This window comes from Nocardia sp. TBRC8007 (assembly GCF_056629435.1).
Map to the genome: position 1 here is coordinate 14,358 of NZ_JBWSOR010000040.1, position 22,896 is coordinate 37,253.

The 22,896-nt window shown below is 61.9% G+C and carries 23 protein-coding genes and 1 pseudogene; 10 read left to right on the plus strand and 14 right to left on the minus strand.

The genetic code is table 11. The annotated features are described in order from the left end of the window. Window positions 1–206: 206 nt before the first annotated feature. From ACX4ZE_RS20440 to ACX4ZE_RS20455, 4 genes are all read right to left on the minus strand, one after another. Window positions 207–641, minus strand: coding sequence for a CBS domain-containing protein (locus tag ACX4ZE_RS20440; protein WP_480275083.1), 435 nt, complete (start codon window positions 639–641; stop codon window positions 207–209). 105 nt (window positions 642–746) lie between these two features. After that, window positions 747–2,009: a PucR family transcriptional regulator gene (locus tag ACX4ZE_RS20445; protein ID WP_480275084.1), complete on the minus strand. Its 1,263-nt coding sequence runs from the start codon at window positions 2,007–2,009 to the stop codon at window positions 747–749. Between the two features lie 199 nt (window positions 2,010–2,208). Beyond that, window positions 2,209–2,445 (minus strand): hypothetical protein, encoded by a 237-nt coding sequence (locus tag ACX4ZE_RS20450; protein ID WP_480275085.1) that lies wholly within the window; start codon window positions 2,443–2,445, stop codon window positions 2,209–2,211. Between the two features lie 208 nt (window positions 2,446–2,653). Then, window positions 2,654–3,451, minus strand: a complete 798-nt coding sequence (locus ACX4ZE_RS20455) for an SAM-dependent methyltransferase (RefSeq protein ID WP_480275086.1) — start codon at window positions 3,449–3,451, stop codon at window positions 2,654–2,656. Window positions 3,452–3,802: 351 nt separating this feature from the next. On the opposite strand from ACX4ZE_RS20455, the gene ACX4ZE_RS20460 reads away from it, so the two are divergent. Together ACX4ZE_RS20460 and ACX4ZE_RS20465 are read left to right on the plus strand one after the other, a co-directional pair. After that, on the plus strand, window positions 3,803–4,024 hold the full coding sequence (locus tag ACX4ZE_RS20460) for a DUF397 domain-containing protein (RefSeq protein ID WP_480275087.1): 222 nt from the start codon (window positions 3,803–3,805) through the stop codon (window positions 4,022–4,024). A gap of 89 nt (window positions 4,025–4,113) precedes the next feature. Further along, on the plus strand, window positions 4,114–5,001 hold the full coding sequence (locus ACX4ZE_RS20465) for a helix-turn-helix domain-containing protein (protein WP_480275088.1): 888 nt from the start codon (window positions 4,114–4,116) through the stop codon (window positions 4,999–5,001). 105 nt (window positions 5,002–5,106) lie between these two features. Here ACX4ZE_RS20465 and ACX4ZE_RS20470 read toward each other — a convergent pair whose 3' ends face one another. The 4 genes from ACX4ZE_RS20470 to ACX4ZE_RS20485 all read right to left on the minus strand — a co-directional run bounded on the left by ACX4ZE_RS20470 (window position 5,107) and on the right by ACX4ZE_RS20485 (window position 7,241). Then, a complete protein-coding gene (locus ACX4ZE_RS20470; RefSeq protein ID WP_480275089.1) occupies window positions 5,107–5,304 on the minus strand; it encodes a hypothetical protein in 198 nt (65 codons plus the stop codon). 323 nt (window positions 5,305–5,627) lie between these two features. Further along, the gene (locus tag ACX4ZE_RS20475) at window positions 5,628–5,930 is read right to left on the minus strand and encodes a putative quinol monooxygenase (RefSeq protein WP_480275090.1); all 303 of its coding nucleotides are present in this window, start codon (window positions 5,928–5,930) and stop codon (window positions 5,628–5,630) included. Between the two features lie 59 nt (window positions 5,931–5,989). Beyond that, on the minus strand, window positions 5,990–6,649 hold the full coding sequence (locus ACX4ZE_RS20480) for an NAD(P)H-binding protein (protein ID WP_480275091.1): 660 nt from the start codon (window positions 6,647–6,649) through the stop codon (window positions 5,990–5,992). 34 nt (window positions 6,650–6,683) lie between these two features. After that, complete coding sequence (locus ACX4ZE_RS20485; RefSeq protein WP_480275092.1) at window positions 6,684–7,241, minus strand: DUF2599 domain-containing protein; 558 nt, start codon at window positions 7,239–7,241, stop codon at window positions 6,684–6,686. A gap of 423 nt (window positions 7,242–7,664) precedes the next feature. Between ACX4ZE_RS20485 and ACX4ZE_RS20490 the strand changes: the two genes are divergently transcribed. Further along, window positions 7,665–8,729: a fused (3R)-hydroxyacyl-ACP dehydratase subunits HadA/HadB gene (locus tag ACX4ZE_RS20490; RefSeq protein WP_480275093.1), complete on the plus strand. Its 1,065-nt coding sequence runs from the start codon at window positions 7,665–7,667 to the stop codon at window positions 8,727–8,729. Window positions 8,730–8,995: 266 nt separating this feature from the next. Then, the gene (locus tag ACX4ZE_RS20495; protein ID WP_480275094.1) at window positions 8,996–9,853 is read left to right on the plus strand and encodes a helix-turn-helix domain-containing protein; all 858 of its coding nucleotides are present in this window, start codon (window positions 8,996–8,998) and stop codon (window positions 9,851–9,853) included. A 176-nt stretch (window positions 9,854–10,029) separates the two neighbouring features. Here the strand turns inward: ACX4ZE_RS20495 and ACX4ZE_RS20500 are convergent, their stop codons facing one another. After that, window positions 10,030–11,580: an acyl-CoA carboxylase subunit beta gene (locus ACX4ZE_RS20500; RefSeq protein ID WP_480275095.1), complete on the minus strand. Its 1,551-nt coding sequence runs from the start codon at window positions 11,578–11,580 to the stop codon at window positions 10,030–10,032. A 324-nt stretch (window positions 11,581–11,904) separates the two neighbouring features. Here ACX4ZE_RS20500 and ACX4ZE_RS20505 point away from each other — a divergent pair, with 324 nt between their 5' ends. The 3 genes from ACX4ZE_RS20505 (at window position 11,905) to ACX4ZE_RS20515 (ending at window position 14,751) form a co-directional block, all read left to right on the plus strand. Next, complete coding sequence (locus ACX4ZE_RS20505) at window positions 11,905–14,061, plus strand: MMPL family transporter (protein WP_480275096.1); 2,157 nt, start codon at window positions 11,905–11,907, stop codon at window positions 14,059–14,061. A 100-nt stretch (window positions 14,062–14,161) separates the two neighbouring features. Further along, window positions 14,162–14,395: a YgaP family membrane protein gene (locus ACX4ZE_RS20510; RefSeq protein WP_480275097.1), complete on the plus strand. Its 234-nt coding sequence runs from the start codon at window positions 14,162–14,164 to the stop codon at window positions 14,393–14,395. A gap of 89 nt (window positions 14,396–14,484) precedes the next feature. Then, entirely contained in the window at window positions 14,485–14,751 is a 267-nt protein-coding gene (locus tag ACX4ZE_RS20515) for a metal-sensitive transcriptional regulator (protein WP_480275098.1), read from the plus strand. Window positions 14,752–14,872: 121 nt separating this feature from the next. On the opposite strand, the gene ACX4ZE_RS20520 is transcribed toward ACX4ZE_RS20515, so the two are convergent. Then, the gene (locus ACX4ZE_RS20520; protein ID WP_480275099.1) at window positions 14,873–15,106 is read right to left on the minus strand and encodes a hypothetical protein; all 234 of its coding nucleotides are present in this window, start codon (window positions 15,104–15,106) and stop codon (window positions 14,873–14,875) included. A gap of 241 nt (window positions 15,107–15,347) precedes the next feature. Between ACX4ZE_RS20520 and ACX4ZE_RS20525 the strand changes: the two genes are divergently transcribed. Next, entirely contained in the window at window positions 15,348–15,653 is a 306-nt protein-coding gene (locus ACX4ZE_RS20525; protein WP_480275100.1) for a DoxX family protein, read from the plus strand. Here ACX4ZE_RS20525 and ACX4ZE_RS20530 read toward each other — a convergent pair. From ACX4ZE_RS20530 to ACX4ZE_RS20545, 4 genes and pseudogenes are all read right to left on the minus strand, one after another. Next, window positions 15,637–17,223: a GMC family oxidoreductase gene (locus tag ACX4ZE_RS20530; RefSeq protein ID WP_480275101.1), complete on the minus strand. Its 1,587-nt coding sequence runs from the start codon at window positions 17,221–17,223 to the stop codon at window positions 15,637–15,639. The two genes, ACX4ZE_RS20525 and ACX4ZE_RS20530, sit on opposite strands and share 17 nt — an antisense overlap. A gap of 138 nt (window positions 17,224–17,361) precedes the next feature. Next, window positions 17,362–18,015, minus strand: a complete 654-nt coding sequence (locus ACX4ZE_RS20535) for an aldehyde dehydrogenase family protein (RefSeq protein ID WP_480275104.1) — start codon at window positions 18,013–18,015, stop codon at window positions 17,362–17,364. Further along, window positions 18,012–18,140, minus strand: a complete 129-nt coding sequence (locus ACX4ZE_RS20540; RefSeq protein ID WP_480275105.1) for a hypothetical protein — start codon at window positions 18,138–18,140, stop codon at window positions 18,012–18,014. The genes ACX4ZE_RS20535 and ACX4ZE_RS20540 overlap by 4 nt, the downstream gene beginning before the upstream one ends. 55 nt (window positions 18,141–18,195) lie before the next feature. Next, window positions 18,196–18,522, minus strand: a pseudogene (locus ACX4ZE_RS20545) (aldehyde dehydrogenase family protein); the annotation flags it as partial. Window positions 18,523–18,613: 91 nt separating this feature from the next. Between ACX4ZE_RS20545 and ACX4ZE_RS20550 the strand changes: the two are divergent. Further along, entirely contained in the window at window positions 18,614–18,841 is a 228-nt protein-coding gene (locus ACX4ZE_RS20550) for a hypothetical protein (RefSeq protein WP_480275102.1), read from the plus strand. Window positions 18,842–19,214: 373 nt separating this feature from the next. Then, window positions 19,215–22,745, plus strand: a complete 3,531-nt coding sequence (car, locus tag ACX4ZE_RS20555) for a carboxylic acid reductase (protein WP_480275103.1) — start codon at window positions 19,215–19,217, stop codon at window positions 22,743–22,745. Window positions 22,746–22,896 lie beyond the last annotated feature (151 nt).

Here is a 22,896-nt window from a genome sequence, read left to right on the forward strand (position 1 = left end):
ACAACGGTTTTCGTGCTCGGTGTGGATGTCGACCGGAGAGCGTGACGGGCCAGGTCACCCGGATCGCTCAGATATCCGATGAGATGCACCGAGAGTCGGCCGCACAATATCTGCCCGCCGGATCGGTCGACGGTTCTCTGAGGGCGATCGAGGCCTTCGGCAACCGAGCTACTGGCTCTCGGCCGATCTGGCGGCCTCGGCGCGTTCTAGTACCTACCTTGCAGATACTCGACCAGGTGCTCGTGTTCGGTCGCGAGTTCGGAGATCGCGCTTTTCACTACGTCACCGATACTGACAATGCCGACCAGTCTGCCTTCGTGCACCACGGGCAGGTGCCGGACGCGGTGTTCGGTCATGGTGCGGCGCAGGCTGTCGACTTGGTCGTCGAGGGCGCAGGTGCGCACATCGGAGGTCATGATCGCTGCGACCGGCGTATCGAGCAGGTCGGCGCCTCGGGTATGTAGACAGCGCACCACGTCGCGTTCGGAGACGATGCCCGCGATGTTGTCGCCGTCCCGCGAGACGATCACCGCGCCGATGTTTCGCTCGATCAGCGCGGTGATCAGCGTGCGTACCGTTGTGTCGGGTGCGACCGTGACTACGGCGTTGCCCTTTCTGCGCAGAATCTCGGAAATTTGCATAATCCACCATCCAGACGTCGCGGCAATTACCAGGATCGCAAGTTCGCGACTCGGTGACCAGCACGAATCCGTTACGGGCGGTGCTCGGATCACAGTACCTTTACCTCAGAGGCGCTGAGCGATGTTGCCATCGAGGTCACGCGCGAGCAGCGCGACCGTGGCGTAAGAGATGCCTGCCGAGGTGGCCAGGTCGATCGAGGTCAGCTGGGCGACGCGGCGGAGCCGGTAGTCGACGGTGTTCGGATGAACGTAGAGCTGGCGCGCGGTGAGCTGTCGGTTCATGTCGTTGCGGAGAAAGGCGCGCACAGTGTCGAATAGTTCAGGATGGGCGTCCAACGGATCCAGGATGGTGGCGATCCGTCGGGTCGCTGTACCCCCTTGAGTGAGCTGGTATTCGACGGCTAGATCCGACATCCGGTAGAGGCCGGGCGGCCGGGCGCAGGCCCGGGCCAGGTTGAGCAGTTCATGAGCCTGATCGGCTGCCTCCGGTATTCGGTCGGTGCCGCTGGGGACCACCGTTGCGGTGAGTGGTACCCCTGCGGCGTCGGTAAGCAGGTCGAGCGTCGCTGTACCGAAATCGGTCTCGGCGTCACTGTCCAGCGGGATGAGTACTGTGCCCCCTCTGGTGCTGAGCAAGGCGAGTGCCCGTGCGGTGAACATGGTGGTCAGCTCGGATTGCAGCTTGTGCAGTGTGCGGCGGGCGATGCCGTTGCTGTCGATGTGCGGATCGCTTTCGTTCGGATGTGCTGGAATCGAGAGTGCGACAACCTGATAGGATTCCGCGATTGGAATGCCCGTCTGTCGGGCCAGCGCCGAACTGCCGCGACCGCTCAGTAGTGCCGAGGCGAGCGTCTGCGTCGCCGTCTGGTGTTCTGGGACGACCAGCTGCTGCTGCTCGATGTAGGCATCCGTTACCGTCGTGGTGATCAGCTTCAGCAGTTCCAGGAAGAGATCGGCGGTGATCAGCACTACAGCGATATCGCCGTCCTCGGCGGGCGTGGTGACCAGGCCGAAAACGACACGTAGCCCCTCGTGGCAGGTGCGCAGGATGACGCTCAGTGCGACACCCTCGCGTGCCCACCGGCTCGTGAGAGCACGTACCACCTCGAGCTTTTCATCGCCCAGCACAGTACGCTGGTCCAGTATCTCGGCCGTGAGTTTCAGGAAAGCGTGGGTGAGGTCGGTAATATCCCGGCGCAATTGCGTGCGGGGCACCGTCGAGGCAGAGGATGCGCAATGCTCGAAGCACCCGGCCATCCGCGTGGCCACGTGATCGGTGTCCTGCAAGGACACCGACACAGGCTGTCCGCCGATTTCCAGTACCGATTCCTTTGAGCCGGTAGACAGTTCCACGGCGGAGTAAGTCATGACGAATTCGCTCCAATGCCACACCAGGCGCGAGTAATGCCGCCCGAGCCGATCGGCTCACTATACGAAAGAGCGGATAGTGTGGCGAGCGATCAGCGAGAATTATTGCTAGTCAAGCATGTCAGGCCACGGACATGGCATATCCGCGCCCGCTGGAGTGCTTCGGCATGCTCTCGCGCGCTAGATGATTTTCTCTGGACTACTCGTCGTCGAGTCCAGCCGAGAGGTACGCGGCGGCTGCCAGCCACTGCCTGCATTGCGGGCCGTGTACCTCATGGGTGTAGAGGATATCGCGAGCCTGACGATAAGTGAGCCCGTGTGGTTCCACCCCGCAATCGGACAAGCAGGAACCGGAGGCCGGATACCGATGCCGGGCTGCGGTCTCGACATTGTCCATGACGGTAACCCGGTGGAGAGTGCGGAATGGCTGGATCACTCGACTGCCCTTGCGTCTAGCATGCGACGGAGATGCTGATGTGATGGTGTGTGGGTGCGAGCTCCCGCACACCTCTATGATTTCGGAGATTCTATGTCTTCGTCACTTGCAGATGCAAGTACATTTGCACGAACTTTTGGCGTGGAAGCGGCCATGGTCATCGGTCTCGGCACGATGGCTGTCGCTGTGCCGCTTCCACTTCAGTGGTTCATGGTTTACGGGCAACGGCGCCATAGGCGGAAATCGGCCGAACCTCGCCTACTTCGGTCTTCTCCGGCTGCCATTGCGTGATGGATACGAAACCGGGGTTCACCAACTCCAATCCATCGAAGACAGCTTCGATCTGGGCTTGGGGGCGAGGTACATAAGGAGCGCCGCCGGTGCCCGTGTAGTTCTCGCACAGGGTGACGTAGGCCTGGCTGTCGTCGGTGCCGTCCCACATCACCAAAAAGCTCCCCGCGGGCACAGAATCCAGGACTGTGCGCACAATTCGCAGAAGGTCTTCATAGGTCTTGGCATGACCGAGAACGCCCATGAACATCACGCCGATCGGCTGGTTGAAGTTCAGGAAGTTCTTGGCGTCGGCGATGATTCGCTCGGGATCGTGGTAGTCGGCATCGATGTAGGTGGTGACGCCTTCCGGTGTCGTGCTGGTGAGTAGCGCCCGTGCGTGTGTGAGCACCAGTGGGTCGTTGTCCACATAGACGATCTTGCATTCGGGCGCGACGCTCTGGGCGACCTCATGGGTGTTCTGCATGGTGGGCAGGCCGGTTCCGATGTCGAGGAACTGGCGAATGCCCTGTTCGCCTGCGAGATAGCGCACCGCGCGGATGAGGAACTGACGGGACTGCACCGCCATGGTGGTGATGTCCGGGTCGACTTCGATGCCCGCGTCACCTGCTGCGCGGTCGACCTCGTAGTAGTCTTTGCCGCCCATCCAGTAGTTCCAGATCCGCGCGGAGTGCGGTATGTCCGTCCGGATGAGCGGGCTGTTGTCGTCGGGCATGGCTGGACTCCTTGAACTCCTCGGTAAAGCGATGTCCGTGGCGCTGTCGTGCGGGGCGCTGTGGGTTCCGCACACGGCTGGTGCGTTTGATGGTGCATCGTGACAGTACAAGATCCGGATTCGGCGGGTAAACGGGAACGATCGGCTGATCACGATGTTCGCGCGGTGTCGCAGTCATGTCTCCGATGGCTGCGCGATCGGGTCTCGTTTTACCGGACCTCTGGCTGGAAGTATCGGGCTCGTAAGGGTGGACTTCGTGCTATCGTCCTGTGTTAGTGCAAATGCAAGAACATTTGAACGTGCATATGCACAAACTGATTCGCCCAACTGCGGTAAGCGAGGAGTGAGAAGATGCCGGGTACATCCACCGACAAGGTCGTCGGAGCGTGGCGCAAGAGTTCCTTCAGCAATCCGAGCGGGAACTGTGTAGAGATAGCTGAAGCGTCGAATAATCAAGTAGCAGTGCGCAATTCGCGCGACCCAGAGGGGGGTGTCCTGTTCTATACACGCCCGGAGATCGACGCTTTCGTCCGCGGCGCGAAGGCCGGAGAGTTCGACTACCTGACCAACTGAGCGATAATATCAGTGGTCGATGCGGTGTGTTCTACAGTAGGCAACTGTGACACACTGTAGGTAACCCCGGAGTATCGGAGACCAACTCGATGATCGCTGAACCCGACGACGATGGTCGCGTGAAATCCGTTGTCGCGGAACGTGGTCCGACAGTGCTGCGCATTGCATTGGGCGGCCAGCTGCGCAAGCTTCGAGAGAAGCGGGGTATCACCCGTGAAGCCGCGGGTGATGCAATCCGGGGCTCGCACGCCAAGATCAGTCGTCTCGAGTTGGGGCGCACGGGTTTCAAGGAACGTGACATCCGCGACCTGCTGACCCTGTACGGCGTGCACGATCCAGGGGAGCGCGAGTCGTTCGTCGAGTTGGCCAGGCAGGCCAACGAGCCGGGATGGTGGCATCGTTATAACGATCTGCTACCGCAATGGTTCGGCACCTATCTCGGTCTGGAACAGGCCGCGAGCAAGATCCGCACCTATGAGGGGCATCTTGTTCCCGGTCTGCTGCAAACGCCTGAATACGCAAGGGCGGTCGTGTCGCTCGGGTACGAGGACGCTGATACGGATCGGCGGGTCGCGGTGCGGAAACGTAGACAGGAGATCCTGTTCCGATCGGACCCACCTGTGGTTTGGGCGGTGATCGATGAGGCCGTATTGCACCGGCCGGTCGGCGGTGAGCAGGTGCACAAGGATCAAATTCTGCATCTGATGGCGCTCGCTGAATTGTCGAACGTAACGATTCAGGTGCTGCCTTACGCCGCAGGCGGACACGCGGCAGCGGGCAGCTCCTTCAGTATTCTCCGCTTCGCGGAGCCGGAGTTGCCGGACATCGTCTATCTGGAACACCTGACCAGTGCGCTGTACCTCGAACGGCGGCAAGATCTGGCGCTGTATCTGTCGGTCATGGATCGGCTCAGCGTCCAGGCTGAATGTCCGGAGAAATCGATCGAGATCATGGAGAAGTACGCCACAGGGCGTTGATGTCGCTATACCGCACCGAAGCCTGGTATGAAGCGGCGTATGCCGCGGGCGATAGGGCGCGTGGCACATGCCGTTTCAGCTGGTTTGCCGGGCATCTGACCTGTCTTATTGCCTGATGAAGCTCGAAGCGATTCGCCAGAAAGTCGCGGGATGTAAAGCCTGGAGATCCCAGTCATCGACCATCGCATGCGCGATGGTAACGATTCGTTCTATATCGAAATCGTGCCGTGTTGCCGCGCCGGTGGATTCCACGGCATCGATGACATAGGCCACCGCGGTCTCTCGGGAGAAGGTGGTATTCATGTGGCCGCTCCGGACTGACGGTGTGCTCATATTTCTACCGTTCGCTGGCTGATGGGCCAGCGTGCGCCGGTTGCTCCGAACCGGCCGCCGACATGTGGTTGTTCCATTCGAACATCTCTGCTGTGTGGCGGTGGCAAGCTTATGGCGAATTCGGCCTCTGCTCGCCCACGCGGCCTCCTTTGGTCTTCCGCTGCGTAGCGTTACGGGACTGAGTTTATGCCGTTGCGCCTTTCATATGCAAGTACATCTGCACGGTCGATTGCACTTGCGCAGTATGCATTTCGTGTATGTAAGTTCGCGAACAGGTTGCGCGCAGTAGCGGATCATTCGCGGCCGAAGAGCACATCTGTGCTGTAGTCGATCTGGGTACCAGGTTCGACGAATTGATCCGTCGCGGCCCGCCAGGCAAGGAAGTGCTCGCTGAAACGGTGTGCTTCCGCCGCTTCGTCATCGATGTAGAGCTGATAGAGGAAGAATCGGTGCGGATCCACCCGGTCGGCGCAGATGTCGAAGCGAAGACAGCCAGGCTCGGTTTGTATGGAAGCATCGGCGCTGCGGGATACGGCCGCGAGAAACGCTGCGCGGGAGCCAGGGCGGATCTTCATCGAAACGATACGGCTGAACACAGATATTCTCCCATCATGACTATTGATGCCGATCGGTGTAGGGGCGGGACCAGCTGAACTCAGCTGGTCAGTTGCGCAATTGCCCGGTCGACCGGAGTTCTTCCCGAAGCAAGTTCGAGCGTCATCCCACAGGTCTTGGTGGCGAGCAGTAATCCGGCCAGAACAGCTGCCACATCGGCCCGAGGGATCTCGGCTCGACCGATCGGCGGTGGGCCGAGCCTCACTTGTCCGGTGCCGGAAGAGTCGGTCAGCCGGCCCGGTCGTAGGATCGTCCAATCCAGATCCCGTTCTCGGAGATCGGTTTCAGCCTGGGTCTTCGCGTCGATATAAGCCGTCCATCCTTCGCCCTTGTCCGGCTCGGGGCGTCGGCACGCGCCCATCGTGGATATCTGCAGGAAACGGCGCAGCCCCGTCCGCTCCGCTGCCTCGGCCAGTCGCACCGAGCCGCCCAGATCCACAGTGTATTTGCGTTCCACGCCGCTACCCGGACCTGCTCCTGCGGCGAAGAATGCCGCTCGGCAACCTCTTACCACCTCCGCCAGTTCGTCGTCGCCGACTTCGGTCAGATCGCACAACACTGGTTCGGCCCCGGTACTGCGTACGGCGGTGGCATGCTCAGGATTGCGGATGAGCGCGGCGACCTCGTGGCCGTCCGCGGTGAGCAACCGGGCGAGCAGCAACGCGATCTTGCCGTGTCCGCCTGCGATGACGATGCGCATGAATTGTTCCTTTCGGCAGGGGCGGCACTCGCGCTCAGCGCTCGGGGCCGTCGGGATTGCAGCCTGCTTCTACTGTGGCGGGGTAGCCGACCGCAGGCCGCCATGGCTCCAGATTCCAGCTCGGTTTGTTCGGCTGAACTAGTCGAGCCCATACCCAGTGGCAGATGAACTGGTCACGCATGCCGGGCGTGTCTGCGTTCGCCGACTGGGCCAGGATCTCCTGCCATGCTCGCTCCGCCGAGCCAGGGAACATGGTCTGTCGTCCGGTTTGGGTGGGAAACACCAATAGTCTGGGGCCGCCTATCGTGTCCATCCACTTAACGTGGTCGATCAACGGCAGCCCCGCATAGGGGTCGACGGCAGATGCGGTGCTCGGCGGGAGCGAGTTCGCGGCCGGTGGATCGGGGATGGTGCCTTTGGTCGTCGTCGCGCCTGTCATGGACCTGGAATCAGCGCAGCCACAGGTCATCGCCAGCGACAACAAGCCGACAGACAGCAGGGTGGTGGCGCGTCGTCGGGTACTGAGGCGATCCGGATGCCGCTGCGCCACGGTCGAACCTCCTGCGCTCTCCTCGGCATCGCTTTCTGACATGCTCTCCCGAGCCTAGCGAGCCTGCGCTGCCCCTGCGAGAGTGCCAAGAGTGGATGGCCTGGCCCGGCCGAGACGATGAGTCATCGGGAGCAGTGTTGTATCGGCGTGTTTGCGGTATAGCGGTGTAGCGTAGGCGTCCGGTGAGCATCATTGTGGCGGTGATCGGATACCGGTGGGATAACCATCCGGCTGGAGGGACGATCACATCGAGTTCGAGCGCCCGGCGAGTGCTGATCGTGTGACGGCGCCGGGAGGTATCCGGTAACGCGGTATGCCAGGAATCCCGATCGCTGCCGCGACCGAATCCCTCTTCGGCCATTGTTCGTATGCCCAGATCCGGTGAGGTCTCCGTCCGGCATCATTACGGCTTCGACACAGCGAGCCGGTCTGGGGAGAGTGACGCCGAATCCGCGAAAGAGGCTTATGACCAATATCACGAACACTGCGTCCGAGCAGGCAATGGCGCTGGTAGGACGGCATTACCGCTTGAGCGACCACTACGAGGTGGGTCGAGAGAAGGTCCGGGAGTTCGCGCGAGCGTTGCAGGACGGTCACCCTGCGCACTGGCATGAAGGCGCCGCCGCGGAGCTGGGCTTCGCTGGGCTGGTCGCGCCGTTGACCTTTTCTTCGATCATGCTCATGGTGATGCAGCGCAGGCTATTCGAATCTGTACTCACCGGTTATGACCTCGGACAAATGCTGCAGATCGAGCAGGCCATCGAAGCGCACCGGCCGATGATCGTGGGTGATCAGGTGCGGTGCGACTGCTATTTCGAGTCGTTCCGGCAGTTCGGGGACAAGGATTTCCTGGTCACCAAGAATGTACTCAGCAACCAGCACAAAGAGGTGTTGCAGACCGCTTACAGCACCGTAGTGGCGCAGACCGGGGCGGATCTCGAAGCCCACTTGCGTGATGTAATCGGAGGTGTGGTCATGACCGGGCAGTCGGCTACCGACCGATTGAGTACGGCCGTGACGCGGACAACCGACGAGGATACCGGTGTGGTCGAATGCTTCGAGGAACCCGCACAGCACGACACGTCCGATGGGGCGCAGCGGCCGTGGACGGCTCCCGCTTTCGAGGAGTTGTCCGTCGGTATGGAGCTCATCCCGCACTCGGTGCTGCTCTCGCGCGGTGATCTGGTGAACTATGCCGGTGTATCCGGCGATTCGAATCCAATCCATTTCAGCGATGTCGTTGCGCGTAGCGCGGGCTTGCCCGATGTCGTCTCACACGGGTTGTTGACAATGGGGCTCGGAGCCGGGTACCTCACCTCGTGGTTGGGTAATCCGGTCGCTGTGACGAAGTACAAGGTTCGGTTCGCCGGTTTTGCCCCGGTTCCGGCAACGGAGGCGGGCGCGATCGAATTCCGTGGCCGGGTCAAGACGTTGGATCTCGCCCGCCGGGCCGCCACTATTGCGCTGACGGCGACCTGTGCAGGTCGAAAGCTTTTCGGTCGTGCGACTGCGGAGGTGCTGCTGCGCTGAATCACACTGCGGTTCCGCAGGCAGTGCGCCGTGCGCGATATTCGGAGCGGAGCGTATCGAGTGGGTGTCGGTACGGATCACCACGATGAGCTTGCGGATGTGCTTACACCTGTGAGTACCCCTCGGTCCGGTCGCATCGGAGCTGGAGTGCGGGGCAATGCCCATGCGAAACTCAATATATGCATGCTTCGGTAAAGCGGTTCGAAAACGAATGCGTCACTCCTGGAATGACTCCGGCCATCGAAGGCGGTCCTACGGTCTTAAGGATGATTCTCGGGGGGCGGATGCGTAGACTGCGCGAGGCGTGCGGTATCTCACTCGAGGAAGCGGGTGAGGCGATTCGCGGTTCGCATTCGAAGATCAGCAGGTTGGAACTGGGGCGGACCGGTTTCCGGCAGCGGGATCTGGTCGATTTGCTCGCACTGTATGGAGTCACTGACGAAGACGAGTGCGCCGAGTTCAAGCGACTGGCCACACAGGCGAACACATCAGGATGGTGGCATCACGACTCCGACTGGTTGCCGAAATGGTTCGACACCTATCTCGGGCTGGAGCAGGCGGCACAGTTGATCCGCTGCTACGAGCCACGCGTGATACCTGAGTTGCTACAGACCCCTGACTACGCTCGTGCGTTGCTTGTTCTTGCCCATCCCCACGAGGCAGCGGATTCGATCGACCGGCGTGTCGCTCTGCGGATGCGTCGTCAAGAGATCTTGAACAGACTCAACCCGCCCCAGTTGTGGCTGATCGTGGAAGAGGCGGCGCTACGCCGCCGGATCGGTGGATCACAGGTGTGGCTCGCTCAGCTGGAGCATCTGCTACAGGCCGTGACTGCGCCGAACATCGCTGTGCAGGTGCTCGCCGACCATGTCGGCGGGCCAGCGCTCGCCGATGGCGCGTTCACCATGTTGCGCTTCGCGGAGCCGGACCTGCCCGATATCGTCTATCTGCAACAGCTCACCGGCGCGCTGTATCTGGATAAAAATACTGATCTCGCCGCCTACCGTACGGTCGCGAATCTGCTTTCTGTACACGCCGCACCCCCCGAGTACACCCCAGAACTCGTCGCCGCGCTGCGCCGACGCCAGCCAGAGACTATGGACCAGCCGACGAACCCCGCCTGAACCCCAGGTCACAGGCGAGGTCGCAACGCTGACCACAGCCGCGCTGCTCGGCATCTCGGTCCACGTGTGCACGGCTCCCGCGTACCGCCATAACTCCAGCCCGTGGTGTCCGCGACAGGGAACTCGCTGGATCGCCAGGGCGGCATCAGGTATCAGATGTCGCGGCCGAGATGGGATCAGACCGGAAAGAGGCTGTGCTTGCGCGGGTTGGGCTCGGTGCTCGCCTCTTTTTCGCGCAGCAGACGCAATGCGTGGCGAATCTCCAACCTGGTGCGCGAGGGTTCGATCACCGCGTCGATGTAGCCGCGCTCGGCGGCGATCCATGGGGTGGCGACAGTGGCATTGTAGTTGTCGATCATGGTGTCTCGGACAGTCGCCCGCTGCTCGGGCGGTACTTGGGCGAGCTGGCGCTTGCCGACGATGCTGACCGCGCTTTCCGCGCCCATCACGGCGATGCGCGCCGTAGGCCAGGCCAAGCTGATATCCGCGCCGAGCTGCTTGCAACCCATCACCGCGTAGCCACCACCGTATGCCTTGCGTACCACGACTGTCACGATCGGGACGGTCGCCTCGATCACCGCGCGGAAGAATCGCCCGCCGCGTTTGATCACCCCGCTGCGCTCCTCTTCGACGCCGGGCAATACGCCAGGGGTATCCACCACGAAGATCAGCGGCAATCCGAAGGCATCGCACAACCGGATGAAATGTGTCGCCTTATCGGAGCATTTCGCGTCGATGGCGCCGCCGAGGACTGTGGGCTGGTTTGCGATCACGCCGACACTGCGTCCGTCCACCCTGGTGAAACCAGTGATCATGTTTTGCGCGGTGGCTGCGCTGACCTCGTGGAAGTCCCCGTCGTCGAACAGGCGCAGCAGGATATCGTGCATGTCGTAGCCCTGGCGATCGGAATCCGGAATGATCGAGTCCAGATCCAGATCGTGCTGGGTGATCTCGGGTTCGAGACCCGGATTGACGACCGGTCCGCGTTCCAGACAGCTGGAGGGCAGATAGCTCAGGTATTCCCTGGCCCAGTCGAACGCGTCCTGCTCGGTAGCTGCCACATGGTGAATAGTGCCGTTGGCTGCCTGCACCTGCGCGCCGCCGAGTTCCTCCGCGGTCACTTCCTCACCGGTGACTTCTCTGATCACATCGGGGCCGGTGACGAACATGTACGACTTCTCGGTCGCGATCAGGATATCGGTGTTGACCGGCCCATAGACCGAACCCGCCGCACATTTGCCGAGCATGATCGATACCTGCGGCACGAAGCCGGACAGCTGTTCCTGGCGACGGCACATCAGCGCATACCAGGCCAGGGAGGTAACCGCATCCTGGATCCGAGCGCCGCCGGAGTCGTTGATCGTCACCACAGGGCAGGCGTTGGCGGTGGCGAAATCCATTGCTTTGGCGACTTTGCGGCCGAACATCTCACCGACCGAACCACCGAAGACGGTTTGATCGTGCGCGATCACCACGACAGGTCTGCCGTCGATCCGGCCACGGCCAGTGACCACGCCATCGCCGTACATAGCTCCAGGTGTACCCGGCTGACGTACCAAGGCTCCGATCTCCACGAAACTGCCCGGATCGAGCAATGCGCGTACTCTTTGCCGCGCACTCGGAATGCCCTTGCTCTTGCGTTTCGCGATGCCGGATTCACCAGCTGGTTCTTCTGCCAGCTCCAGGATACCCCGCAGCTCATCCAGCTTTTCTCGCGTACCGCTCATATTTGGTGTAGCCCTTCGAACTCATCGCGTTGCCCTGCGGCACGCGGCGCCCGATGCTAACGGTGTTGCGACCCACTGCACAGATATTCGGCAGATCCATGAGGCAGCTCACAGATTGCTGAGCTGTCGTACGGGAGTGGGGCCTGCGCTGTTAGGGGTTTCTATCCGGGTGCCATCACATGCCGAACACACCCATGATGCAGGACACAACTGCGGACTATATACCCGGCGGGGTATATTCGGGCCATCTTATATACCCAGGGGGGTATACAGGAGGTAATAAATGCCGAACGAACATGTGGTAGCCAGTGCGGAGGCGTGGCGATGACCGAGACAACAGTTGCCGAGCATTCGGACGATGCGATGCGAGCGTACAAACGGGGTTGGTTGGCCGCTCTGGGATCCGCGATGGCGGGAAACGTCCGCGTCGTGTTCGGGGTGTGGCTGTTGGTGCTGGTCGCGCTCGGTGCCGCAGCGCCGAACGTGTTCACCTCGTTGGCCGGCGCCGGATGGCAGGCCAACGGTTCGGAATCGGTCCGGGTGCGTGAGCTGGCGCAGCAGCACTTCGGTGGCGATTCCTCGGCTGCGGTTCACATCGTGGTGCATTCCGACATCGCCACTGTCGACAGTCCACAGGTGCGGCAGACGATGGATCGGATCGTTGCGGAACTGGCGGGTGACCAGCGATTCGGGAGTGTCGTCCGGCCGCAATCAGGAATGACGATCAGCCGGGATGGGCACACCGGCATCATGATCGTCGGTGCGGATGCTTCCACCGACGACATGGTCGCAGCGGTCGATGAGCACAAGCAAGCCCTGACCGCATTGTCCGGTGAGGGAGTCGAGGTCTATCCGACCGGGGCGTCCGCGTTGTGGAGCGATTTCAACAAAGCCAACCACGACGCGATGATCAAGGCCGAGTTGTTCTCCTGGCCGGTGACGCTGGCGATCATGGTGTTGGCGTTCGGATCGCTGGTCGCGGCCGGACTACCATTGTTGCTCACGGTTGCAGGCTTGGTGGCCTCCGCGGGTGGGCTGGTATTGCTCAACCACATCACTCCGATCTCGGTATGGGCGATGAATTTCGCGATGATGTTCGCACTCGCGCTCGGCATCGACTACGCGCTGTTCCTTGTCGCTCGTTTCCGGGACGCGCTCGGCAAAACGGTCGATTCCGGCCAAGCGGTCGCCGAGACGATGAACACGGCGGGAAAGGCTGTTCTGCTGTCCGGGTTGACGGTGTTGGTCAGTCTGTCGGCTGTGCTGTTGGTCCCGGCACCCGCGGTGCGCACGATGGCTGTCGGGATCATGCTTGCGGTGCTGTTCGTCCTGGCTGCCACCCTCACGTTGTTACCTGCGGCGCTGGGAGCGCTCGCGGATAAGATCAACGCTGGTGCTCTGCCTTATGCGAAACGGCAGCAGCACCGATCACCGAGCTTCGCCAAGTGGGGCCACATGTTGCATGAGCGGCCATGGCCGTTCGCGATCGGTGGGTTGGTGCTGCTGATCGCGTTGTCGATCCCGGTGCTCGGGCTGAAAGTCGCGATGCCCTCGATTCACGTCGTGCCCGCCGATGCACCGGTACGTCAGGGATACGAACTCATCCAGCGGCAGATGGGCATGGGCGCGCCGGGTGCGCTACAGATCATCGTGCCCGCTACCGAAGCCGATCATGCGGCGAGGGTCGCCGCTGCGACCGAAGAAGTCGCCATGGTCACCCCGCCGCGGCTGGCCTCCGATGATTCCGGGCTGGCGATGATCCGGGTGCTCCCTGCTGTCGACCCATCCGATACGCGAATGGAGGATATTCTGGATCGGCTACGGCACAGCCTCCCCAGCAACGCGATTGTCGGCGGAGCGCCTACGGAAAATCTCGATCTACAGCGTGCGCTCAACGAGTATTTGCCGGTGATCGTCGGAGTGATCCTTATCCTCGGATTCCTCTTGCTGCTGCTCGCGTTGCAGGCTCCGCTGATCGCGGCGCTCGGCACCATGGTCAGTCTGCTGTCGACGGCGGCGGCATTCGGGACGGCGAAACTGATCTTTCAGGATGGACATGGTGCCGCTTTGCTCGGGTTCACCCCGCAGGGATTTCTCGATGGCTGGGGACCGGTGTTCTTCTTCGCGATGATCTTCGCGATCGCCATGGATTACACCGTGTTCTTGTTGGCCACCACAAAGGAACACTATGAGCGGTCAGGGGATCCCGATGTTGCGCACATCGAGGGCCTTGCCCATTCCGGCCGGGTGATCCTCGCCGCTGCGGCGGTCATGGTGGCGGTGTTCTTCACCTTCGCCCTTGCCGATCCGCTGCCGCCCAAGGAGATGGGAATCATCCTCGGAGTGGCGGTGCTACTCGACGCGGTCATCGTTCGATTGGTATTGCTGCCGGTCATGCTGCGACTCACCGGACGCAACGGTTGGTGGTCACCGAACTGGCTGCGCAAGATCTTGCCTGCCATCGATTTCTCGCACCACTGACGACCATGCCGTCGAAAACCCGAGTCCCCGAAATATCCCGGACTGATCTCGCTGATACCTACAGAAGTCAGTGGGCCTCGAAGAAAAGACGGACGCTGTTATGCCTGAACCAATTCGACGCAACGGCTGGCCGACAGGACGTCTCGTACCGCTGCTGGCCGGTGCGTTCGTGCTGACCGGTACGGCACTCGCCGCGACGTTGTCACCTTGGTGGCTGATCTTGACAACGCTTGTCGGAGCGAACCTATTGCTCTACAGCGCTGTGGGATGGTGCCCGGTCACCCTGCTGTTGCAGCGCATCGGTACTGTGCGCGCCGATGCGACCTATCAATGACAGGCCTGCCATTGATAGGGAAATGCGTACTGCTCCCAGCATACCCGGCCGGGTATGCTGGGAGCAGTACGCGAGAAAGGAACAGCGTCATGGTCAGCGACGAAGACAGCATTGCTCTGGTTCTCAACAGGCTGCGCCGTGCGCACGGACAACTCGCTGGTGTGATCACCATGATCGAACAAGGTCGCGACTGTAAAGACGTCGTCACCCAGCTCGCGGCCGTGTCGCGGGCGTTGGATCGTGCTGGCTTCAAGATCGTTGCCAGTGGCCTGCGCGAGTGCCTCACCGGATCCGCCGAGAGCTCGAACCCGATCACTATCGACGAGCTGGAGAAACTGTTCCTCGCCCTCGCCTGATCACCTCGGTATCCAGGGAAGGGTCGCCGTGAGATCGCGAACCACCGTCGACGAGCCGGTGAAGTGAGCTGAGTTGACCCGCCCGTTACCCTGAGCACGGTACGGAGTGCTTCGGTGGAGTTCAGCAGGGCAGCACGGCGATCGTCAACTGTCGCAGCCGGTCCGGATCAGCGATCACCTCGTATTCGATGATCCGGTCGCCGTGTATGGTGATTCTGAGAGCTAGCAGCGGCTTGCCGTGCGGCGCAACCAGAATGCCGACACTATCGTTCACTATCGCCAGCGTTGCCGACCGCGAGCTTCGGCGCAGCAAAACGGCTTCTGCGGCCATAGTGGTCGCGCCGCGTGCTGTCATCGCCGGTCCGGCAGGGAGTGCGGCTGGATCGACCGTCCGGAGCACATCGGGAGCTAGGACGGATAGCAATCCTTGTGCCGCTGTGTGGCGAGTTCGGCAGGAGGCGCGGCCGGTCACCTTTCTGCTTCGTGATCCGTCATCGATGTGAGGGATTCCCACAGCGCCCGGGTGATCGTGTTGCGGCTTCCCTTGCCGCCGTACCTGCACGAATTAGGCGTGACACACGGAGAAGGGTATTTCGATGGATATCGTCTATGCCATCGCAACCGTGCTAGCGGCAGGAGCCGCGCTAATGGCCACCGGTATCGATGTCTTCCGCGCCGATTGGGTCCGCACGAACATGCCACGGTACGGGATTCCAGGAACATGGCTGTCGCTATTGGGTGCGATCAAGGAAATGGGTGGAGTCGGATTACTGGTCGGTCTCGCGATTCCATACCCTGGGCAGGCTTCGACGTCGCCTCTCGGCTTTGCTCGGGTGCCGCGCCGTAGTCCGGAGGTACAGTGCGGGGAGGAGGTGGATCCGCGAACTATCCGGCGCGGATGAACTCGGCCGCCTGCTCGCCGATGAATACCGCGGGCGCCTGGGTGTGACCGCGGATGATCAGTGGCATTACCGATGCGTCGGCGACTCGAAGTCCACGTACGCCACGTACTTCCAGCCGCGTAGTGACGACGCTGGTGGGGTCGGAGCCCATACGGCAGGTGCCGACCGGGTGGTAGAGCGTATGCGCGTAAGAGTTGAGCGCCAGTTCAAGGGTGGCTTCGGGGTCGACGGGCGCCTGCGGTGGGTAGATCAGCGGACCGAGCACTGTCTTCATCGATGGTTCGGCCGCGATGCCTGCGCAGAGTCGTAGCCCGGCCATGACAGCGGCGCGGTCGGCGCCCGCACTGTCGGACAGGTAGCGCGGATCGATCACGGGCTTGGCGGATGGATCCTTGGCAGACAAGGTGATCCGTCCCCGGCTACGTGGCCGAAGCAGTACGGTAGCCAGGATCACGCCGTGTTCGGTCGGATCCCGCAGCGCTTCGTAATAGAACGGTGCGGGACCGAAGATGAGCTCCAGGTCGGGCAGGTCCAGATCGGGCCTGCTGCGAACGAACCCGTACGCTTCGCCGACGTTCGAGGTGAGCATGCCACGGTGGCGGATCACGTAATCCAGCAGTTGGCGTGGCTTCTCGGCGGCGAACAGTGAATCTCCTGCCACGCTGTAGCCGATGCCGGCCACCAGATGGTCTTGTAGGTTGGCTCCTACGTCGGGTGCGTGGTGACGTACTTGGATGCCGTGGCGGGTCAGCTCGTCACGGTCACCGATGCCGGAGAGCATCAACAGTTGTGGGCTGTTGACAGCGCCGCCGCACAGCACGACTTCGCGCCGCGCGGTCACTGTGCGAGTGTTGCCGCCCTGAAGGTACTCGACGCCGACGGCGCGTACACCGTCGAAGAGCACCTTCGTTGCCAGTGTCTCGGAGCGTACTGTGAGATTCGAACGGCGCAGGGCTGGCCGTAGATAGGCATCGGCAGTGCTCCAGCGTCGGCCACCGCGCTGGAGCACCATGGTCTGACTGAACCCCTCCGGCTGCGGGCGGTTGGGCGGTTCGACCTGGTAGCCTGCCTCCTCGACTGCGGCGAGATAGGCGGAGGTGAGTGCGCGCGGGCTGCGTTGATGGGAGATGTGCAACGGGCCGTCGACACCTTCGTCGGGATACTGCGCGTTCTCTACTTTCTCGATGCGCCGGAATTGCTCGACAGCAGCGGCGAAGCCCCACTCGGCACCGGCCAGCAGCGCCCATTCATCGTAGTCCGCGCGGAACCCACGTACCCACATCATGGCATTCATCGAGGACGATCCGCCGAACATCTTGCCACGAGGCCAGTAGATCTGACGGTTTTTCAGCTCCGGCTGCGGCTGCGTGACGTAGTCCCAATCGACCTCGGAGCGGAAGAGTTTCGAGAACCCAGCGGGTATGTGCGCGAACTTGTTTCTATCCGGCGGACCGGCTTCCAGCAGTGCCACCGTGGTGCCGGGATCGGCGCTGAGCCGATTGGCGACCACCGCGCCCGCTGATCCCGATCCGACGACGACATAGTCTGCGATGAGCTCATCTGATCGCACTGTTTCGCTCCGATCTGCGCCTGCTGAAGGCACAGATTACGAGGGCGCTTGTGCCGGAGGAGCGGGTTTCGGGAAACCGGAGGAACTACCGAGGTCACCGGTCGCTATGCGGACCGGTTTCGCCGAACCCGGCCGATCTCACTTCAGGAGCAGTAACGCGGCTGCCTCGATTCGATCACCGATCTCGGTGTAGGACCCGTATCCATGCCCACGCTTACCATCGCGCTCGCGTAGAGCAGTCGGCTCGCCGGTGATGTGCAGCACCAGGGAATCGCGGTCGGTGCACAGCCCGCCGAGGGGGAATCCCGCAGTCAGGCCGTGCATATCGAACGCCGCCAACGGACCGCGCAATGGACGCACCCATTCCGGTTTCTTACTGAACAGAGGATCCTCGCCCGCTGCGGCGTGCTGGTTGTAACACGCTACGTCGTTTGCAACGCCTGAGTGGGCAGGCTCATCTGGGTCTCCAGTTCCGCGGTCGTATCCGTGACCCAGGTCGGCGGCTGACGGAAGAACGGCGTCGAGGTTTCGGTCGCCAACGCCGCCGAAGAACGCCATCTCTGTCGCGTCCATATGAGCCGGCTCCGCGTGATCCCATGCGAAGACTTGGTCGGTGCGGAGCGGGCGAACGGTAGTGACAGCCGCCACCGAACACGCTGCGGAGATATCGGCGTCGTCGAGCACGATGAACGCTGATTTGCCGCCCAGTTCCTGAAACGCTTTCTTCAAGGTGGTGGCGGCACCGGTCAACACGGCGCGGCCGGTGGCAGTGGCGTCGGTAAAGCTGATCATGTCGACCTGTGGGCCTCGGTGAGTAGTGCGCCGAGCGCATGGTCGGCGGAGGTCGCGACGTTCACCACGTCGGCTGGGATGTCGGTCTCTTCGGCAATCTCGCGGCGAGCGCGGCGGCGTACCATGGAGTGTCCGGAGCGGGTTTGCGGACGACGGTATTTCCGGCCGTAAGAGCGGGACCAGCTTCGCCGAGTTGATCTGATGGGGGAAATTCCAGGGTGTGATCGCCCCGGCAACGCCGATCGGCTCTCGGAGCAGTACTCGGCGTGTCTTGATGCCTATCGGCACTGATCGAGCTAGCGGGCACGGAAAGCGCGCTTGCGTGACCAGCCGGTCCGGTCGAATGTGGTGTGCGCGGCATCGACTGCCGCGTGAGTTCGCATTCGCGGCATAGCCGAGGACATCCCCGGTCGCGGGGTTCACCGTAGAGAGGACTCCGCCTGTGCTCTCGACCAGTTTGCCATCGATCAGCAAGTGGGATCCTCCGGCAGGAATCAGACTGTTCATAGTGCGGGTGACGGCAGTCTCAGTGGAGCCTGTGACATTCGAGCCGTATGACTACGGGTTGCATGAGGACCCGTAGTCGAGTGCGAATGGTGTGTCATCGAATCCGGCGGTGTGGGGCAGACACGCGTACCGGGCGATGCTGCTCCTGGCGATGGATGATCTGCGGCACGCGCGGTTGGTATTCACGCGGTTGGTATTCAAGGGGTTCACCTCCAAGCGGGTGGCACAGTTGGAGAGCTGGATCCGGGAGCTGATGCTGTCGTATCTGGAATCGGTGCAAGAGGGGAGTGTTCGATGGGATCGAACAGTTCGTGGGTAAGTTGCCTATGGATGTGATCTCGGAGTCGATCGGGGTGCGTGCGGCCGATCGTGTGGAAATTCGCAGCTTGGCCGATCTGGTGGTGTACCGCGAGGACAGGGTGTCGAATGTCCCGCCTGCCGCTGTGCAGGCACCGATCCAGTTATGGGAATGGCGCGCCCTCTATAAGGGACTGGTGGAATACGCCGACGAAGATGGTGACGTTGGACCAGTCCGCACCGGACCGTGGCATCCGGCGAGCAAATTCCAGTGTATAAGATGTGTACTGAGCGCTCGATGCCCCAGCCACCTTTCGCGCCTATGATTTTTCTGCATTACTCGGATAAACGGAGGTATCAGCAAAAGGCGCGTTCTCGCAGCAAGGAGGTCTGCTGTGAAAACGGAGACACGGAACAGTCGGCTCGCTGACCGTATCGCCGAGCTGTACGCGGAATACGACGACATCCGCGACGCCGCGCCGAACAAGAAAATTCTCGAGCAGATCCACAAACCGAACATACGGCTCGCGCAGCTCGTCGAGACGGCTATGGTGGGCTACGCTGATCGCCCCGCTCTCGGACAGCGTGCGACAGAGCTGCGTATCGACGAAACCACTGGCCGTACCCGCCTGACGTCGCTGCCGCAGTATCACACCATCACCTACAGCCAGCTGTGGGAGCGTGTGCGCGCGGTAGCCGCCGCATGGCACGGTGCTGCGGAGAATCCGCTGCGCCCAGGTGATTTCGTAGCCACGCTCGGCTTCATCAGCAGTGATTACGCCGTCCTCGATCTGGCGTGTGCCATTGTGGGGCTGGTGGCGGTTCCGCTGCAGTCCAGTGCGCCGCGCGCACAGCTGAACGCGATCGTCGAAGAGACAGCTCCGCAGGTGCTCGCTGCCACGCCAGAGCTGCTCGACGCTGCCGTGGAGTGCGTTCTGTCGGTTCCGGTGCGGCGGCTGCTGGTCTTCGATTATCACCCTGGCGACGACGATCAACACGCAGCGTTCGACGCAGCGTGCGAACGGCTGGCCGCCGCGGGTAGTCCGGTGCTCGTCGAAACGTTCGACGATCTGCTCGTGCGAGGAAGGGGGCTGCCGCCTGCGCCGTTGTATGTCGCCGAGCCGGACGAGGACCCTTTGGCGTTGGTGATCTATACCTCGGGAAGTACAGGAAGACCCAAGGGCGCGATGCACTCCGAGCGGATGGTCACCACAGGTTGGCAGTCGGTTCTCGTGGAGTGGCAGGACCGGCCGGAGATCGCTGTGATCTGCCTCGACTACTTGCCGATGAGTCATGTCGCCGGCCGTAGGTTGTTGACCAGTGTGCTCGCTCGTGGCGGCACCGCATACTTCCCCGCCAAAAGCGATATGTCGACGCTTTTCGACGACATCGCACTAGTCCGGCCGACCCAAGTGCTTTTTGTTCCGCGGGTGTGTGACATGGTCTTTCAGCGTTTCCAGAGCGAGATGAGTCGGCGTGGCGGGCCAGGTGTCGATCAGGTCACGCTGGAAGAGGACGTGAAAGCCGAACTACGTGAGCATTTCCTCGGCGGACGCTGCGCTCTCGTGGCGTGTGGAAGCGCCCCATTGTCGGCGGAAATGAAGTCCTTCATGGAGTCGGTACTCGATCTGGAGCTGCACGACGGTTACGGGTCTACCGAGACCGGCGGGGGGATCATGGTCGACAACTGGTTGAGGCGACCGCCGGTGCTCGACTACAAGCTCGTCGATGTCCCTGAGCTGGGCTACTTCCAGACCGACCGGCCACACCCACGCGGTGAGCTTCTGGTGAAGAGCACCAATATTTTTCCCGGCTATTACAAGCGGGCCGAGGCCACCGCTGAAGTCTTCGACGCTGACGGTTTCTATCGGACCGGCGATATCGTCGCCGAGTTCGCACCGGACCATCTGGTCTATGTCGATAGGCGCAATAATGTGCTGAAGCTATCCCAAGGTGAGTTCGTCGCGGTCGCCCATCTGGAAGCCATATACGCGACCAGCCCGCTGATCCGGCAGATCTTTGTCTACGGCAGTAGTGAACGCGCCTATCTGCTCGCCGTGATCGTGCCGACCGAGGTCGCGCTGACCGGTGGGACTCCCACCGAGGTGAAAGCAGCGCTGAGCGAGTCGCTGCAACAGTTGGCCAAGGACGCGGGGCTGCGTCCCTACGAGATTCCGCGCGACTTTCTGATCGAGACGGAACCGTTCACCACCGGCAGCGGATTGTTGAGCGGCATCGGCAAGTTGTTGCGGCCCAAACTCAAAGAGCGTTATGAGTCGCGCCTGCAACAGCTGTATACCGAACTGGCGGCTGAGCAGGCGAATGAACTGCTACATCTGCATCGTGCCGCAGCCGATCGGCCGGTGCTGGAGACGGTGAGCCGGGCCACGAAGTCCCTGTTGGGACGCTCCGATGCTGATCTACGCCCCGATGCGCATTTTACCGAGTTCGGTGGAGATTCTCTTTCGGCGCTGTCGTTGTCGAACTTGCTGCATGAGCTCTTCGGGGTCGAGGTCCCGGTGTCGGTGCTGATCAGCCCGGCCAACAGTCTGCGCGATGTGGCGGATTACATTGCGGCCGAGCGTGCGTCGGTCAGGCAGCGAGCCACGTTCGCCGCCGTGCACAGCAACGGGTCGCAGATCCGTGCCGCCGATCTCACCCTGGACAAGTTCCTCGACGCTCGCATTCTTGCTGAGGCACCCACACTGCCTCATGCCACCACCACCGTACGTACGGTACTGCTCACCGGCGCGAACGGCTATCTCGGCCGTTTCTTGTGCCTGGAGTGGCTGCGGCGGCTGCACGACACCGGCGGCACGCTCATCTGCCTGGTCCGGGGCACTGACGCGACCGGAGCGAGGCAGCGCCTCATAGCTGCTTTCGACAGCGGTGATAAAGCGTTGATCCGGCAATTCCAGGAGCTGGCCGACGAGCATCTCGAGGTGATATCCGGCGATATCGAGGAGCCGGAACTGGGGTTGGACGAGGCGACATGGGAACGGCTGGCCGAGCGCGTGGATATGATCGTGCACCCGGCGGCGTTGGTCAATCACGTCCTGCCGTACCGGCAATTGTTCGGGCCCAATGTGGTAGGCACTGCGGAGCTGATCCGGCTGGCCGTCACGAATCGTCTGAAGCCGTTCGTCTATTTGTCGACCGTCGGAGTAGCCGCAGGGGTTGATCTGAGCGTTTTCACCGAGGATGGGGACATTCGTGAGATCAGCCCGGTACGTGCCATAGACGACAGCTATGCCAATGGCTACGGCAACAGCAAATGGGCAGGCGAGGTGCTGCTGCGCGAAGCCAACGAGCTGTGTGGTCTGCCCGTAGTGGTGTTCCGTTCGGACATGATTCTTGCCGATAGCCGCTACACCGGCCAGCTCAACGTACCGGACGTGTTCACCCGGTTGCTGCTGAGCTTGCTCGCCACGGGGATCGCACCATTCTCTTTCTACCCGACCGACGCCGAGGGCAATCGGGTGCGCGCCCATTACGACGGCCTGCCTGTCGACTTCACCGCGGCGGCGATCACCGCCATGGGCGCCACCGCGGCCGACTCGCCGAGCTACCGGAGTTTCGACGTGCTCAACCCGCACGATGACGATCGCTCCCTCGACCAGTTCGTCGACTGGTTGATTGCCGCGGGCTATCGAATCGAACGGATCACCGACTACGATCAGTGGTTCACCCGTTTCGAGACAGCGCTGCGGGCACTGCCACTGCAGCAGCGCCGAGCGTCCCTGCTGCCCTTGCTACAGGTTTACCGCCACCCTGTCCCCGCGGTACGCGGCTCCGTGCTTCCGGCAGAGAAATTCCGCTCGGCTGTCCAGGCCGCGAAGATCGGTGCCGACCAAGATATTCCGCAGATATCCCGCGGTCTCATCGAGAAATATGCCACTGATCTGAAAGCGCTCGACCTGCTGTAAGTAGGTGCGGCATGGTAGCCGCAGGTGCGTTTGCGTCGGGTTATCTGGGTGAGTTGACCCAGATCGTGTCGTTCGACCTGGTCAAGGTTCTGTGCTGGGTGCGATGCGGTGGCGGGGGTTGTTGGTGTGCGCACCGTGCTCGCAGCACCAC

Excerpts from the sequence above, each read along its gene's own strand:
- ACX4ZE_RS20440 (WP_480275083.1), bottom strand. The coding sequence starts at position 641 with ATGCAAATTTCCGAGATTCTGCGCAGAAAGGGCAACGCCGTAGTCACG.
- ACX4ZE_RS20445 (WP_480275084.1), bottom strand. The coding sequence starts at position 2,009 with ATGACTTACTCCGCCGTGGAACTGTCTACCGGCTCAAAGGAATCGGTA.
- ACX4ZE_RS20455 (WP_480275086.1), bottom strand. The coding sequence starts at position 3,451 with ATGCCCGACGACAACAGCCCGCTCATCCGGACGGACATACCGCACTCC.
- ACX4ZE_RS20460 (WP_480275087.1), top strand. The coding sequence starts at position 3,803 with ATGCCGGGTACATCCACCGACAAGGTCGTCGGAGCGTGGCGCAAGAGT.
- ACX4ZE_RS20465 (WP_480275088.1), top strand. The coding sequence starts at position 4,114 with ATGATCGCTGAACCCGACGACGATGGTCGCGTGAAATCCGTTGTCGCG.
- ACX4ZE_RS20470 (WP_480275089.1), bottom strand. The coding sequence starts at position 5,304 with ATGAATACCACCTTCTCCCGAGAGACCGCGGTGGCCTATGTCATCGAT.
- ACX4ZE_RS20480 (WP_480275091.1), bottom strand. The coding sequence starts at position 6,649 with ATGCGCATCGTCATCGCAGGCGGACACGGCAAGATCGCGTTGCTGCTC.
- ACX4ZE_RS20485 (WP_480275092.1), bottom strand. The coding sequence starts at position 7,241 with ATGTCAGAAAGCGATGCCGAGGAGAGCGCAGGAGGTTCGACCGTGGCG.
- ACX4ZE_RS20490 (WP_480275093.1), top strand. The coding sequence starts at position 7,665 with ATGACCAATATCACGAACACTGCGTCCGAGCAGGCAATGGCGCTGGTA.
- ACX4ZE_RS20495 (WP_480275094.1), top strand. The coding sequence starts at position 8,996 with ATGATTCTCGGGGGGCGGATGCGTAGACTGCGCGAGGCGTGCGGTATC.
- ACX4ZE_RS20500 (WP_480275095.1), bottom strand. The coding sequence starts at position 11,580 with ATGAGCGGTACGCGAGAAAAGCTGGATGAGCTGCGGGGTATCCTGGAG.
- ACX4ZE_RS20505 (WP_480275096.1), top strand. The coding sequence starts at position 11,905 with ATGACCGAGACAACAGTTGCCGAGCATTCGGACGATGCGATGCGAGCG.
- ACX4ZE_RS20510 (WP_480275097.1), top strand. The coding sequence starts at position 14,162 with ATGCCTGAACCAATTCGACGCAACGGCTGGCCGACAGGACGTCTCGTA.
- ACX4ZE_RS20515 (WP_480275098.1), top strand. The coding sequence starts at position 14,485 with ATGGTCAGCGACGAAGACAGCATTGCTCTGGTTCTCAACAGGCTGCGC.
- ACX4ZE_RS20520 (WP_480275099.1), bottom strand. The coding sequence starts at position 15,106 with ATGACAGCACGCGGCGCGACCACTATGGCCGCAGAAGCCGTTTTGCTG.
- ACX4ZE_RS20525 (WP_480275100.1), top strand. The coding sequence starts at position 15,348 with ATGGATATCGTCTATGCCATCGCAACCGTGCTAGCGGCAGGAGCCGCG.
- ACX4ZE_RS20535 (WP_480275104.1), bottom strand. The coding sequence starts at position 18,015 with ATGATCAGCTTTACCGACGCCACTGCCACCGGCCGCGCCGTGTTGACC.
- ACX4ZE_RS20540 (WP_480275105.1), bottom strand. The coding sequence starts at position 18,140 with ATGGTACGCCGCCGCGCTCGCCGCGAGATTGCCGAAGAGACCGACATC.